We start from the raw sequence: 13,647 nt of genomic DNA on the forward strand, positions 1-13,647 counted from the left end.
GGCAGGGCCACCTTCCGATCAGCGCAGGCCGAAGCCGAGAGCGGCGAGGAATTCGGGCATCCGGTCCCGCCCGCTCAGGGCCTCGGCGCCCCGCACGCGGAGGAGCGCGGCCGAGGCCCAGCCGACCTCGGGCAGGTTCTGGCCCTTCTGGAAAGCCTTCAGCGCCGTCTCGTAATGGTCGAATGCGTCCTGCGGCAGGGTCGCGTCATAGCGCTCGCGATGGAGCACGAGCCGCTGGGAGAGGCGCGGCTTCACGTCCGCCGGCCGCTCGGGATCAGGATAGCCGATGGCGAGGCCGAACACGCCCAGCACGTTGGGCGGCAGGCCCAGCAGCTCGGCCACCTCGGTCGGGCGGTTGCGGAAGGCGCCGAGGTAGACCCCGCCGAGGCCGAGGGATTCGAGCGCATTCAGGGCGTTCTGCGCCGCCAGCGCGGCATCGATGATGCCCACCAGCAGCGTCTCCAGGAAGCCGAGCGCATCGGTGGGATGGCCGGCGCGACGGCCCACCTCCTCCAGCCGGTTGAGGTCGGCGAGCCACACCAGCACCAGCGGCGCCTCGATCACATGCTTCTGCCCGCCGGCGATCTCCGCGAGCCGCGCCTTGGTGGCGGGGTTCTCGATGGCGATTACGCTGAAGGTCTGAAGGTTCGACGAGGACGGCGCCGACTGGGCGGCCGCCACCAGCGTCTCAAGCAACCCCTCCGGCAGCGGCCGGCTGGCGAAGGCTCGCACGGTGCGATGGGCGAGGATGCGGGCGATGGTGTCGTTGAGGAGGACGCCGGCAGGCACCTCCTCGGCGCCATAGCGGGCTTCCAGCAGGGCGCGGACGGCGGCGGCGGGGTCTTCGGACGCAATCGGGGCGGAGCGGGCGGCGGAACCAGCGGCTGACATGGGCTCTCCTCAAGGGCGCCGGGCCACGCGCGGCCCGGCGACCGGTTCAGGCGGAAACGGCGAGCGGCGCGGCACCCGTGACGCGGGGTGCGGCAGCGGCCGGCGCGGGACGGCGGAAGGCGGCGGCGGGGTGGCTTCCCGGCAAGGTCGCACCCCGGCCGGGGAACAGCTTCTCGCGCAGCGTACCCTCGGCATAGGCGGTCTTGTAGACCCCGCGATCCTGCAGCTCGGGCACCACGAGGTCCACGAACGCCTCCAGCGTCTCGGGCGAGACCAGGCGGTTCAGGTTGAAGCCGTCCACGTCCGTGTCCTCCACCCAGGAGATGATCTCGTCGGCCACCTCGCCGGGCGAGCCGACGATGAAGGGCGCACGGGCGCCGGTGGCGGAGAGGGTGGCGAGATCCTTGACCTTCAGCGGCTCCTTCGAGCGCAGGGTGAGGTTCTCCAGCGTGGACTGGATGGCATTGCTCTTCACGTAGGAGATGGCCTCCTCCGGATCGAGCGTGGACAGGTCCACCCCGGTCCAGCCGGAGAGCAGCGCGAGCTGGCCGGCGGTGTGGACATATTGCGCATAGTCGGCCAGCCGGTCGAGCGCCTCGGCCCGCGTCGGCGCGACGATGACGGTGGCGCCGGGGAACATGCGGATGTCGTAGGCATCGCGCCCGAAATCCACCGCCGCCTGCCGGATCGCCTTCACCGATTCCGCAAGGATCGGCCGGGTCTGCCCGTTGAGGAAGATGGCCTCGGAATGCTTCGCCGCGAACAGCCGTCCGCGCCCGGAGGTGCCGGCCTGGTACAGCACCGGCGTGCGCTGGGGCGAGGGTTCGGCGAGCTGGATGCCGTCCACCTGGTAGTACGGGCCGTCATGGCGGATGCGATGGACCTTCGCCGGATCGGTGAAGATGCGGCCCGCCCGGTCGCGGCGCACGGCACCGTCCTCCCAGCTGCCTTCCCACAGCTTGTAGAGGGCCTCCAGGAAATCCTCGGCCGCCTCGTAGCGGGCATCATGGGCACGGTTGCCGGCATGGCCCATGCCCTTCGCGCCGCTGTCGAGATAGCCGGTGACCACGTTCCAGCCCACACGCCCGCCGGTGAGATGGTCGAGCGTCGCGAAGCGGCGGGCGAACTGGTAGGGGTGCTCGTAGGTGAGGTTGGCGGTGACGCCGAAGCCGATGTGGCGGGTCGCCTGCGCCATGCTCGGCACCACCAGCGTCGGGTCGATGTCCGGGGTCTGCGCCGCCGAGAGGAGCGCCGCATCCGGCGTGCCGGCATAGACGTCGTACACGCCGAACACGTCGGCGATGAAGATGCCGTCGAACAGCCCGCGCTCGGCGGTCTGCGCCTGCTTCACCCAGTAATCGATCGTGTTGTAGTCCGCCGCGGTGTCGCGCGGGTGGGACCAGAGCCCCGCCCAGGTATGTCCGGGCGAGGCCATGTTGAAGGCGTTGAAGCGGATTTCCTTCGGCCGGCTCATCTTGCTTCGCCTTCAGCTGTACAGCGGGGTGGGCGTGATGGTGCCGTTGAGGGCGTAATTGCCCACCTCGCGCGCCTTGTAGGCCACCGGATCGTGGAGCGTGTGGGTGCGGATGTTCCGCCAGTAGCGGTCGTATCCATGGGCCGAGGCGGTGGCGCGGGCTCCCATCAGCTCGAAGATCTTCGAGGTCACCTCCAGCGCGGTGCGGCTGGAGTGCACCTTGGCCGCATAGATGGCGGCGGCGGCCACGTTGCGCTCGTCCTGGGTGATGGCATTGCCGCGCGCGGCGGCCGCCTCGAACCGCTGGCCGGCCACGTCGGCGAGCGCGGTGGAGGCGCGCAGCTCCACGTCGAGAATGCCGTAATGTTCCAGGATGTAAGGGTCGAGGCTCGCCTTCTCCACGCCCGAGGTCTGCCACGGCCGGGAGACTTCGCGGATGTAGCGGTTCGCCTCGGCCAGCGCGCCCTCGGCGGTGCCGATGTAGAAATTCACGATCAGCAGCTGGTGGAACGGCACCACGAGGCTGGTGCGGGGCGGCGGCGGGGCGGCGGGATTGCCGAGGATCTCGTCGCGGCCCACCTTCACGTCGGCGAACGTGATGGTGCCGCTCTCCGACAGGCGCTGGCCGAACGCATCCCAGTCGTTGCCGTGGGTCACGCCCTCCCGGTCGCCCGGCACCACCAGCACGGCAAAGCCGTCGCCGAGCTGCGCGCGCAGCGTGATGCGGTCCGCCAGCACGGCGTTGGAGGCGAAGGTCTTGCGCCCCGACAGGCGAAAGCCCTCGCCGTCCGGGGCAAGGCGCGATTCCGGATCGCGCGGGTTGGAGGCGCCGCCCCAGAACCAGCGGCCCGCCACGGCCGCGCGCGTCAGCGCCACCGCCTGCTCGGTGCCGGCGCGCCAGAGCGCGTTGGTGAGGTGCAGGTAGTGATAGGCCAGCAGCTGGGCGATGGAGGCATCCGCCCGGCCGATGATCCGCACGGCGAGGAGCGCATCGGTGAAGCTCCCCCCGCCCCCGCCGAGCGCGGCCGGATAGAGCAGCTCGAGCAGCCCCGCATCGCGCAGCAGGGCGAGCTCCCGGCGGGGCGAGGCGCCGGCATGGTCGCGGGCGGCCGCGTCGGGCAGCAGCGCCGCGGCGACGGTCTCGGCGCGGGCCACCCAGTCGGGAGAGGCGGAAGGACGCGCGTCGGCGCGCGCCAGAGCGGAGGATCGGGTCATGGCAGGTCTCGCGGAATTCCGGACGTCGGCGCGCGTGTTCAGAAGGCGGGCTGGATGGTGCCCTTGAAGCGGGCGTTGACGAAGTCCTTCACCGGCTGCGAGCGGTAGACCTCGATGAACTTGGCGATGCGCGGATCATCCTTGCGATCCTCGCGCGCGGCGAAGACGAGGGTGAAATAGGGCTTCGATTCCTCGATGCTGGTCTCGGCGATCAGCGCCTTGTTCAGTTCGAGACCGGCGAGAAAGGCATAGTTGGACGAGACGAACGCCGCCGCCACGTCGTCGAGCGAGCGCGGCAGCTGGGCGGCGTCGATCTCCACGATCTGCAGCTTCTTCGGGTTCTCGGCCACGTCCAGCACGGTGGCGTAGAGGCCGGTGCCGGGCTTCAGCTTGATGAGGCCGGCCTTCTGGAACAGCAGCAGCGCGCGCCCGCCGTTGGTGGGATCGTTGGGAATGGCGATCTTCGCGCCGGCCGGGATGTCGGCCGCGCTGGTGTAGGTCTTGGAATAGATGCCCGCCGGCACCAGCAGGGATTCGTCCAAGGCGGTCAGGCGATAGCCCCGCGTCTTGATCTGGTTGGCGAGATAGGGGCGGTTCTGGAAATTGTTGAGGTCGATGTCGCCCGCCTGCAGGGCGGCGTTCGGCTGGTTCCAGTCGGTGAACTCGATGATCTCCGCCTTCACGCCCTGCTTCTCGGAGAGGCGCGCCGCCTCGCGCAGCACGTCGCCATAGGGGCCGGCGGAGACGCCGATCTTCAGCGGCTTGTCGGCGGCGGGCGCCTGGGCGACGGCGGGCACGGCGGCCAGGATCGCGAGGCCCGAGAGAGCGGCAGCGAAGATGCGGGCGGAGAGGTGGCGGCGGGAAATGGGGGTCATGGCGTCCATCGGATGTTCAGGGGATCGATCGTGCGAAGCCGGCGGGCGGCCTCAGGCGGCGGGGAAGGCGCCCTCGAAGGCGGTCTCGGAGAGCGGGCGGCGGCCGTTGGGGGTCTCGCCGGCGTGGAAGTTCTCCGGCAGCAGGCTCTTGTCGCCGCGCCGGCCCACCGCGATGGCGATCTCCACCGCGTAGTCGTCCGGCACCGAGAGCTCGGCCCGCGCCCGCTCGGGATCGAACCCGCCGATGCCGTGGGCATGCCAGCCGAGGCGCGAGGCCTGGAGCGCGAGGTTGGCCCAGGCCGCCCCGGTATCGAACGAATGGCTGCGCGCGGCGATCACCTCGGTCGAGCCGGGCCGCACGAAGCTCTTCGCCGACAAGGCGATGATGAGCACCGCGGCGTTCTTCGCCCATTGCTGGTTGAACGGGTTGAGCAGGCCGAGGAACGTCTCGAACTCAGGCGTCCCGCGCCGGGCATAAAGGAAGCGCCAGGGCTGGGAATTGTAGCTGGAGGGCGCCCAGCGGGCCGCCTCGAACAGGGAATTCAGCTCGGCCGGGGCGATCTCCTCGCCGGTGAAGGCGCGCGGCGACCAGCGCTCGAGGAAGAAGGGTTCGACCGGATGCTCGGCCTGGCGGGGATTGACGGCAATGGTCACGGCGCGAAAGTCCTCATGCAATGGGTCGGTGCGGGAAAGGAAGGTCCCGGCCCCACCCCCGAGCGACCAGGGAAGGGGCCGGGCCACGGCCACGCTGCGGGGGAGCCGCGCGGTCGCGATCGGGGCGCGGCTCAGGCGGTGGCGCGGGCCGGCGTCGCGTAGAGGCTGTCGGGGCGCGGCAGGCCGTAGTGCTCGCGCAGGGTCCGGCCGGTGTAGTCGTGGCGGAACAGCCCGCGCTTGCGCAGGATCGGCACCACCTCGGAGGCGAACAGGTCGAAGCCGCCGCGGAACCACGGCGGCATCACGTTGAAGCCATCGGCCGCGCCGTTCTCGAACCACAGCTGGATCTCGTCGGCGATGCGGTCGGGCGTGCCGACGATCACATAATGGCCGCGCGCGCCGGCCAGCCGGTCGATGAGCTGGCGCAGCGTCGGCTTCTCGCGTCGCACGATGTCCACCACCAGCTGGAAGCGGCTCGCCACCTGCTTCGACGGCGCAGCATCGGCGAAGGCATCGAGCGCCACCTCGGCGTTGAGCGGGTGGCCGGTGAAGTCCACGCCGGTGATCTGCTTGAGCTGGGTGAGGGAATAGGCCGGCTGGATGAGGTCGTTCAGTTCCTCGTACAGGCGCTGGGCCTCGGCCGAGCTGGTGCCGATGTAGGGGCTGATGCCGGGCAGGATCTTCACGTGGTCCGGATTGCGGCCCAGCTGTTCGGCCTGCCGCTTGATGTCCGCATAGAAGCGCTGCGCGCTCTCCAGCGTCTGGTGGGCGGTGAAGATGGCCTCGGCATAACGGGCGGCGAACGAGCGCCCGTCGTCGGAGGAGCCGGCCTGCACGTACACCGGCCGGCCCTGCGGACTGCGCGGGGTGTTCAGCGCGCCCTTCACCCGGAAGTGCCGGCCCACGTGCTCGATGGGGTGGATCTTGGCGTCATCGGCGAACACGCCGGAGGCCGCGTCGGCCACCAGCGCGTCATCCTCCCAGCTGTCCCAGAGCTTGGAGACCACGTCCACGAACTCGGCGGCGCGGGCGTAGCGATCGGCATGGCTCGGCGTCTCGGCGAGGCCGAAATTGGAGGAGGCCTGCGGCACGGCGGTGGTGACGATGTTCCAGCCCGCGCGGCCGCCCGACAGGTGATCGAGCGAGGCATAGAGCCGGGCGAGATTGTACGGCTCGTAATAGGTGGTGGAGGCGGTGCCGATGAGGCCGATGCGGCTCGTCACCGCCGCGATGGCCGAGAGCCAGGTCAGCGGCTCGATGCGGAAGCGCGAGGCGTAGCGGATGTTGTCCACCTGCGCCGGCCCGTCGGCGAAGAACACCGCGTCGAGCTTGGCCGCCTCCGCCGAGCGGGCGAGGTCCTGGTAGAAGCCGATGTCGAGCAGCCGGTCCGGCGTCGATCCGGGATAGCGCCAGCCGGCCTCGTGATGGCCGCCCGGATAGATGAACAGGTTGAGCACGAGCTGCCGGCCGGAACCGGGCTGCGGGCTGGCCGAAGAGGCGGCGGAAGACGCGATAGCCATGGGATCTCTCCTTTGATCTCTCAAGGCGCGTGACGGGGCAGAACGTGCAGTGGGCCGGGATCAGCCGGCGAAGTCGGCGACGGGTCGGCGGACGCGGCCCGGCCGCGCCGGACATAGGCCGCCCGCGCGCCGGAACGGCCCGGATGGACCGCAGATCTCCTCGCGTTCCCAATGGCTTGCGCGCGCAGGCGGCTGCGGCATGTCCGGTTCCCGTTCGACTGGTTCGAGACCCACGATAGGCCGGCAGCGCATTTCGTCAATTGATTTTATATAAAATCGATGCACTAAGTAGATTATTGAGTGGCGCCGCGCGCATCGGCCATCGGCTCCACCCCCGCATCCCCAAAAGAACCCGCCAGGAGGCCCCCATGAGCACCGCCGCCACCGCCGCCCGCGCCGTCGCGGAGGCCCCGCCCCGCCACATCGCGGTGCATCCGCTCACCGGCCATATCGGCGCGGAGATCGAGGGGCCGGACCTCTCGCGCCCCCTCGCCGCCGAGGTGGTGGACGAGATCCGCGCGGCGCTCTCGCGCTGGAAGGTGGTGTTCTTCCGCGACCAGCCGCTGACCCATGAGCAGCACGTGGCGCTGGCGAGCGCGTTCGGCGCACCCACCATCGGGCACCCGGTGTTCGGCTTCGTGGAGGGCTATCCGCAGGTCTATTCCGTCGCCCGCAACCGCTTCGCCACGCGCCACACCGGCGAGCCGCTGATCCGCCCGTGGACCGGCTGGCATACGGACGTGACCGCCGCCGTGAACCCTCCGGCCGCCTCGATCCTGCGCGGCGACGTCATCCCGCCCTACGGCGGCGACACCTTCTGGACCAACCTCGCCGTGGCCTATGAGGCGCTGTCCCCGACGCTGCGGGGGTTCGTCGACACCCTGCGCGGGGTCCACGCCTTCTCCGCGCCCGAGGGGCAGATCGGCACCGAATCGTTCCGCGCGCAGAACGTCCGCCGGCCGCTGGTGAGCGAGCATCCGCTGGTGCGCGTCATCCCGGAAACCGGCGAGCGGGTGCTGTTCGTCAGCCCGTCCTTCCTGAAAAGCATCACCGGCCTCTCCCCGCGCGAGAGCCAGCAGATCCTGGAACTGCTGTTCGAGCACATCACCCGGCCGGAATTCACCGTGCGCTTCCGCTGGCAGCCCGGCTCCATCGCCTTCTGGGACAACCGGACCACCGCCCACCTCGCCCCGCGCGACATCTACGCCCTCGACTTCGACCGCCAGCTCTACCGCATCACGCTGAAGGGCGACGTTCCGGTGGGCGTGGACGGGCGGCCCTCCGCCGCCATCGAGGGCGAGCCGCTCGACGCCTTCTCCGCCGGCACCGCCTGAGCGCGCCGGCGCTTCCGCCGTCTCTCCCCCTGCGGGCCGGTGTCGCTCCGGCGCCGGCCCGACTTTTTATCCGGAACATGCCCATGAGCCAGCCCGCGCGCCGCGACCTCCTCATTCTCATCGCTCCCGGCTTCGAGGACCCGGCCCATCCCGGCCGCCGCTTCTTCTGCCCGGACTGCAACCAGGTGGAGGGCGTGCTGGCGTCCGACCCGTCGCTTGCCGCAAAGGTCGAGGTGCGGCGCGTGCCCTTCCCCCGGCCGCGCGCCGAGGTGGTGGCCCTGCTGGGCGCGGAGAATCAGAGCCTTCCGGTGCTCATCCTCGGCGATGCCCTGCCGCCGCCGGCCGACGCGCGGACCCATGGCCCCCTCGCCTTCGTCACCGATACCCGTCGCATCCTGGAGCTGCTGGCCGAGCGTCACGGGAGCCCGCATCCCCATTGAAGGATCGGGATTTTCGGCGCTCGACGGAGGGCGCCTCGCTCATTTTTCTATTAATTTTATCGACAAACTCTATTTTGATCGTAGAGTGATCCGCACGACATTCCGGGGCGCCCTTGCCGCCCTGCGGGAGACCCGCTCCATGGGCGCGCGCCAGCTTCATCTGAACGTCAACACGCTGAACTCGGGCTTCTACAATTCGGCCTGGCGCGCCCCCTCGGCCGATCCGCGCGCCTTCGCCGACGTGGCGCATTACGTGCGCGTGGCGCAGATCGCCGAGCGCGGCACCTTCGACGCCATCTTCCTCGCCGACGTGCCCGCCTTCGCCGATCGGCCGGACCTGCGGCCGTTCCAGGCGCTGGAACCGACCATCGTGCTGGCCCACGTGGCGGCTGCCACCGCGCACATCGGGCTGATCGGCACCGCCTCCACTACCTATAACGACCCCTACAATCTCGCCCGCCGCTTTGCCTCCCTCGACCTCGCCAGCAACGGCCGGGTGGGCTGGAACATCGTCACGACGGCCGACGCCAACGTCTCGCGCAACTTCGGCTTCGACGACGTGGAGGCCCACGCCCAGCGCTACGAGCGCGCCGCCGAGTTCGCGGACGTGGTGACCGCCTTGTGGGACAGCTGGGAGGACGACGCCTTCGTCGGCGACAAGGCGTCCGGCCGCTTCATCGACACCGCCAGGGTGCACCCCATCGACCATCGCGGCCGCTTCTACAGCGTGCGCGGGCCGCTCAACGTGCCCCGCTCGCCGCAGGGCCGGCCGGTGCTGGTGCAGGCCGGCGGATCGGCAGACGGACAGCGCCTCGCCGCCCGCACCGCGGAAGCCATCTTCAGCGTCGCCCACACGCTGGAGGAGGCCCTCGCCTTCGCCGGCGCGATCCGCGCGCAGGCACGGGCCTTCGGCCGCAGCGGCGACGACATCGTCATCCTGCCCGGCCTCGCCACCATCATCGGCTCCACCGAGCCGGAGGCCCGCCGCCGCGAGGAGGAGCTGTGGGCGCTCAGCCCGGGAGACTACGGACTGCGGCGCGTCGCCGGCATCCTCAAGGTGGACCCGGCGAGCCTCGATCTCGACGGCCCCCTGCCCGCCGTCCCCCGGCCGGCGGACGGAATGCAGACCTTCTTCGACGCCCTCGTCTCGGAGGCCCGCCGCGACAACCTCACGGTCCGCCAGCTGATCCGCAGGTTCGGCGGCTCCACCGGCCACCGCGTCATCGTCGGCACGCCGAAGGCGATCGCGGACGATATCGAGACCTGGTTCCGCGCCGGCGCGGTGGATGGCTTCAACCTCATGCCGGACGTGCTCCCCGAGGGGTTGGAAGTATTCGTGGACGAGGTGGTGCCGCTGCTGCGCCAGCGCGGCATCTTCCGCACCGCCTATGCCGGCCGCACCCTGCGCGACCATTTCGGCCTCGCCCGGCCCCCGAGCCGCTTCGCGGCCGCCCCCGCCCCCGCGGCGCGCGCCGCCGGCGCCTGATCCCTCCTTCATTTCCGCCGAGGACACATCCGCACATGAGCCAGATCGAAGACGCCTGGGGCGCCGGCCCCTCCGACCGCTACGAGGAGCTCGCCAGCCGCTTCCGGCCCATCTTCCGCCAGATCCGCGAGAGCGCCGTGGAGCGCGAGCAGACCCATCGCCTGCCGCGCGAGGAGATCGCCGCGCTCAAGGAGGCCGGCTTCACCACCCTGCGCCTGCCGGAAGCCGAGGGCGGGTTCGGCGCCACCCTGCCGGAGCTGTTCAACCTGCTGATCGAGCTCGCCGAGGCGGACCCGAACGTCACCAACGCCCTGCGCGCCCATTTCGGCTTCTCCGAGGAGGTGCTGAACTCGCCGTTCAAGGACTATCGCGACGCCTGGGTGAAGCGCATCGCCGCGAAGCAGACCTCCGGCAGCGGCTTCTCCGAGGCCGAGGGCAACAGCGTGGGCCATTTCTCCACCCGACTGGTGCGGGACGGCGGGAATTGGCGCCTCGACGGCGAGAAATTCTACACCACCGGCTCGCTCTTCGCCGACTGGATCAATCTCGGCGCCGATGACGAGGACGGCAACTTCATCCTCGCCCAGGTGCCCACCAACGCGCCCGGCGTGACCATCCTCGACGACTGGGACGGCTTCGGCCAGCAGCTCACCGCCTCCGGCACCGCGAAGTTCTCGAACGTCACGCTCACCGACGATCTCATCAATCCGCAGCGCAAGCGCTTCCGCTATTCGGTCGCCTTCTACCAGCTGGTGCATCTGGCCACCCTCGCCGGCATCGGCCGGGCGGCGGCGGGGGATGTGGCGCGGCTGGTCGGCGCGCGGCGGCGCGTGTTCAGCCACGGCAATGCCGATCGCGCCGGCGCCGATCCGCAGATCCTGCAGGTGGTGGGCAAGGTGCGGGCCAATGCCTATGGCGCGGGCGCCACCGTGCTGAAGGCGGCGGAGGCGCTGCAGCGCGTCTACGAGACCCGCGCGACGGAAGGCACGGACGGGCAGGACATCTTCGTCGCCGTCGCGGACCTGGAGGTGAACCAGGGCGTGACCGTCGTCACCTCCCTGATCCTCGACGCCACCACCACCCTGTTCGATGCGCTCGGCGCCTCGGCGGCCAAGCGCGGCATTGGCCTCGACCGCCACTGGCGCAACGCGCGGACCCTCTCCTCCCACAATCCGCGCATCTACCGCGAGCGCATCGTCGGCGACTTCGCGGTCAACGGCACCTGGCCGCCCGGCCCCTATCGCGTGGGCGACGGCGCCCCCGCCCGCGCCGACAGCTGAGCCCATCCGTCTCACCGAGAGCCTGCCATGACCACCCCCGCTCCAGCCGCGTCCCTTCGACCCGACACCGACGCCCTCGCCCGCCTCGCCGCCGATGTGGCGCGCGATCTTGCCCGCATCGGCGAGACCGGCGCGGACTGGGTGCCGCCGCCGGAGGGCATCGACCACAATGTGGTCGTGGTGGGTGCGGGGCAGAGCGGGCTGTCCGCCGCGCTCGGCCTGCGCCGCGCCGGCATCGGCCGCGTGAGCGTGGTGGAGGCCGCGCCCGCCGGGGCGGAGGGCAACTGGCGCGGGCCGGCGCGGATGAACGTGCTGCGCACCCCGAAGGTGCCGCCCGGCCCCGAGCTCGGCCTGCCCAGCCTCTCCTTCCAGGCCTGGTACGAAGCGGCCTACGGCATCGACGCCTACGCGGCGCTCGGCGCCATCCCGCGCGAGACCTGGGCGGACTACGTGGACTGGTTCCGCATCGCCGCCGTCATCGAGGTGCGCAACGGCGTCACCCTCGAGCGGGTGGAGCCGCAGACGGGGGCGCTGCGGCTCCACCTCGTGGCGGGCGGCCGCCGCTTCACCGAGACCACCCGCAAGCTGGTGCTGGCCACCGGCATCGCCGGAGCGGGCGGGCCCTTCATTCCCGACCTGGTGCTGAGGAACCTGCCGGCACGGCTTTATGCCCACACCCATGCGTTCGATCCCGCCGCGCTGAAGGGGCGCCGGGTCGCTGTGGTGGGCGGCGCGGCCTCCGCCTTCGATGCCGCCGGCGCGCTGCTGGAGGCGGGCGCCGCGGAGGTGCACCTCCTCGCCCGCGGCGACGACCTCGCCCGCGGCTCACCCATGAAGCCCTTCTCCCATTTCGGCGCATGGGAGCATTTCCATGCCCTGCCGGACGCGGACCGCTGGGCGGTGATGCGCCATTTCCGTCGCCGCGCCTCCTTCCCGCCGGTCCCGGCGGTGACGCGGGCGACGGCCCACCCCAACTTCCGCCTCCACCTCGACGCCGCCCTCGTGCAAGCCGAGGCGGCGGGCGCGGGCGCGCGCCTCACGCTGCGCTCGGGCGCGGTGGTCGATGCGGATTTCGTGGTGCTCGGCACCGGCTATCGCGCCGATGCCCGCGCCTTCCTGCCCTTCGCCGGTTTCGCCGATGCCATCGCCCGCTGGTCGGACCGGGTGGCGACGGCGGGCACCGAGGAGGAGGCGCTCGCCGCCGCGCCCTATCTCGGCCCCGGCTTCGAGCTGGTGGAGACCCGGCCCGGCGCCGCGCCGTTCCTGAAGGACATTCATTTCCTCGCGTTCTCGGCCATGACCAGCACCGGCCGGCCGGTGGGGGACATCGCGAGCCTGCGCCACAACATCCCGCGCGCGGTATCGGCCATCGGCCGCGACCTGTTCGTGAAGGACCGGGCGGAGCACCTCGCCCGCTTCCTCGCCCCGGTGGGAACCACCGACCTGCCGCGCGAGGCCTATGCCGCGGCGATCGCCGCGGCCGCCCCAGTCGCTGCCGAATAGCCGGACCGGACGCCCGCACACAGCCCGATACAGGAGGACACCCCTTGGCCCAGAGCCTGACGGCCCCGAGCCCCCCGCGCGGGGATGACGCGCCCGCCCCGGCGTCTCATCCCCCCGCCGCCGCGATCCAGCTGGTGGACCTGAGCCGTGCCCCCGGCACAGGTGCCGGCCGCTCCCGCCTCGCCTCCGGCTCGCGTCTGCTGTCGCGGGCGCTGGTGCCGGCGCTGGTGCTCGGCGTGTGGCAGGCCAGCTCGCATTTCGGCCTCGTCTCGCCGGAGGTGCTGCCCGCCCCCACCGACATCGCCGCCGCCTATGCCGAGCTGATCCGCACCGGAGAGCTGCAGGCGGCCATTCCCGCCTCGCTCGCCCGCGCGCTCACGGGCCTTGCGCTCGGCGCCCTGACGGGGCTGCTGCTCGGCCTGTTCGCGGGCCTGTGGCGGGTGGGCGAGGAATTGTTCGACGCCCCGCTGCAGATGCTGCGGACCATTCCCTTCATCGCCATGATCCCGCTGTTCATCATCTGGTTCGGCATCGGCGAGCAGGCGAAGATCGCGCTGATCTTCGGCGCCACCATCTTCCCGGTCTATCTGAATACTTACGCCGGCGTGCGCGGCGTGGACCAGAAGCTGATCGAGGCCGCGCGCGTGCTCGGCCTGTCGCACCGGCTGATTGCCACGCGCGTCATCATTCCCACCGCCCTGCCCTCGATCCTTGTGGGGCTGCGCTACGCGGCGGGCGTCTCGCTGCTGGCGCTGGTGGCGGCGGAGCAGATCAACGCGCGCACCGGCATCGGCTTCATCCTCATCAGCGCCAACCAGAACCAGCGCACGGACATCATCATCGCCGGCATCATCGTCTACGCGGTGCTGGGCATCCTCATCGACCTGATCATGCGCGTGGTGGAACGCCTCGCCCTGCCCTGGAGGCCCAGCCTTGTCCTTGCATAGCCCGTCCCCCCTCGCCGCCGCGGCCCTT

The 13,647-nt window shown here is 71.0% G+C and carries 12 protein-coding genes; 6 read left to right on the forward strand and 6 right to left on the reverse strand.

Features of this window, described 5'->3' with window-relative positions; genetic code table 11:
* Positions 1-18: 18 nt before the first annotated feature.
* The 6 genes from V5F49_RS03960 to V5F49_RS03985 all read right to left on the reverse strand — a co-directional run bounded on the left by V5F49_RS03960 (position 19) and on the right by V5F49_RS03985 (position 6,629).
* A complete protein-coding gene (locus tag V5F49_RS03960; protein ID WP_394114479.1) occupies positions 19-891 on the reverse strand; it encodes a nitroreductase family protein in 873 nt (290 codons plus the stop codon).
* Between the two features lie 46 nt (positions 892-937).
* Positions 938-2,365, reverse strand: coding sequence for an LLM class flavin-dependent oxidoreductase (locus V5F49_RS03965; protein ID WP_394114478.1), 1,428 nt, complete (start codon positions 2,363-2,365; stop codon positions 938-940).
* 12 nt (positions 2,366-2,377) lie between these two features.
* Positions 2,378-3,580 (reverse strand): acyl-CoA dehydrogenase family protein, encoded by a 1,203-nt coding sequence (locus tag V5F49_RS03970; RefSeq protein WP_394114477.1) that lies wholly within the window; start codon positions 3,578-3,580, stop codon positions 2,378-2,380.
* A gap of 38 nt (positions 3,581-3,618) precedes the next feature.
* Positions 3,619-4,455 carry a MetQ/NlpA family ABC transporter substrate-binding protein gene (locus V5F49_RS03975; protein ID WP_394114476.1) on the reverse strand — a complete coding sequence of 279 codons (837 nt, stop codon included), beginning with the start codon at positions 4,453-4,455 and terminating at the stop codon, positions 3,619-3,621.
* Between the two features lie 51 nt (positions 4,456-4,506).
* On the reverse strand, positions 4,507-5,109 hold the full coding sequence (locus V5F49_RS03980) for a nitroreductase family protein (RefSeq protein WP_394114475.1): 603 nt from the start codon (positions 5,107-5,109) through the stop codon (positions 4,507-4,509).
* 131 nt (positions 5,110-5,240) lie between these two features.
* Positions 5,241-6,629: an LLM class flavin-dependent oxidoreductase gene (locus V5F49_RS03985; protein ID WP_394114474.1), complete on the reverse strand. Its 1,389-nt coding sequence runs from the start codon at positions 6,627-6,629 to the stop codon at positions 5,241-5,243.
* Positions 6,630-6,997: 368 nt separating this feature from the next.
* Here V5F49_RS03985 and V5F49_RS03990 point away from each other — a divergent pair, with 368 nt between their 5' ends.
* The 6 genes from V5F49_RS03990 (at position 6,998) to V5F49_RS04015 (ending at position 13,619) form a co-directional block, all read left to right on the forward strand.
* Entirely contained in the window at positions 6,998-7,963 is a 966-nt protein-coding gene (locus V5F49_RS03990; RefSeq protein WP_394114473.1) for a TauD/TfdA dioxygenase family protein, read from the forward strand.
* Positions 7,964-8,046: 83 nt separating this feature from the next.
* Positions 8,047-8,403 carry a DUF3088 domain-containing protein gene (locus V5F49_RS03995; RefSeq protein ID WP_394114472.1) on the forward strand — a complete coding sequence of 119 codons (357 nt, stop codon included), beginning with the start codon at positions 8,047-8,049 and terminating at the stop codon, positions 8,401-8,403.
* A 139-nt stretch (positions 8,404-8,542) separates the two neighbouring features.
* Entirely contained in the window at positions 8,543-9,889 is a 1,347-nt protein-coding gene (locus V5F49_RS04000; protein ID WP_394114886.1) for an LLM class flavin-dependent oxidoreductase, read from the forward strand.
* A 35-nt stretch (positions 9,890-9,924) separates the two neighbouring features.
* Entirely contained in the window at positions 9,925-11,169 is a 1,245-nt protein-coding gene (locus V5F49_RS04005; RefSeq protein ID WP_394114471.1) for an acyl-CoA dehydrogenase family protein, read from the forward strand.
* A gap of 27 nt (positions 11,170-11,196) precedes the next feature.
* A complete protein-coding gene (locus tag V5F49_RS04010; RefSeq protein WP_394114470.1) occupies positions 11,197-12,672 on the forward strand; it encodes an FAD-dependent oxidoreductase in 1,476 nt (491 codons plus the stop codon).
* Between the two features lie 44 nt (positions 12,673-12,716).
* Complete coding sequence (locus V5F49_RS04015) at positions 12,717-13,619, forward strand: ABC transporter permease (protein WP_394114469.1); 903 nt, start codon at positions 12,717-12,719, stop codon at positions 13,617-13,619.
* Positions 13,620-13,647 lie beyond the last annotated feature (28 nt).

Source organism: Xanthobacter lutulentifluminis (assembly GCF_043194675.2).
Taxonomy (GTDB): Bacteria; Pseudomonadota; Alphaproteobacteria; order Rhizobiales; family Xanthobacteraceae; genus Xanthobacter.

What these genes read in the sequence shown, in the direction of transcription:
- V5F49_RS03990 (WP_394114473.1), top strand. Translation starts at nt 6,998, where the DNA reads ATGAGCACCGCCGCCACCGCCGCCCGCGCCGTCGCGGAGGCCCCGCCC.
- V5F49_RS03970 (WP_394114477.1), bottom strand. Translation starts at nt 3,580, where the DNA reads ATGACCCGATCCTCCGCTCTGGCGCGCGCCGACGCGCGTCCTTCCGCC.
- V5F49_RS03975 (WP_394114476.1), bottom strand. Translation starts at nt 4,455, where the DNA reads ATGACCCCCATTTCCCGCCGCCACCTCTCCGCCCGCATCTTCGCTGCC.
- V5F49_RS03960 (WP_394114479.1), bottom strand. Translation starts at nt 891, where the DNA reads ATGTCAGCCGCTGGTTCCGCCGCCCGCTCCGCCCCGATTGCGTCCGAA.
- V5F49_RS03995 (WP_394114472.1), top strand. Translation starts at nt 8,047, where the DNA reads ATGAGCCAGCCCGCGCGCCGCGACCTCCTCATTCTCATCGCTCCCGGC.
- V5F49_RS03965 (WP_394114478.1), bottom strand. Translation starts at nt 2,365, where the DNA reads ATGAGCCGGCCGAAGGAAATCCGCTTCAACGCCTTCAACATGGCCTCG.
- V5F49_RS04010 (WP_394114470.1), top strand. Translation starts at nt 11,197, where the DNA reads ATGACCACCCCCGCTCCAGCCGCGTCCCTTCGACCCGACACCGACGCC.
- V5F49_RS03985 (WP_394114474.1), bottom strand. Translation starts at nt 6,629, where the DNA reads ATGGCTATCGCGTCTTCCGCCGCCTCTTCGGCCAGCCCGCAGCCCGGT.
- V5F49_RS04005 (WP_394114471.1), top strand. Translation starts at nt 9,925, where the DNA reads ATGAGCCAGATCGAAGACGCCTGGGGCGCCGGCCCCTCCGACCGCTAC.
- V5F49_RS04000 (WP_394114886.1), top strand. Translation starts at nt 8,543, where the DNA reads ATGGGCGCGCGCCAGCTTCATCTGAACGTCAACACGCTGAACTCGGGC.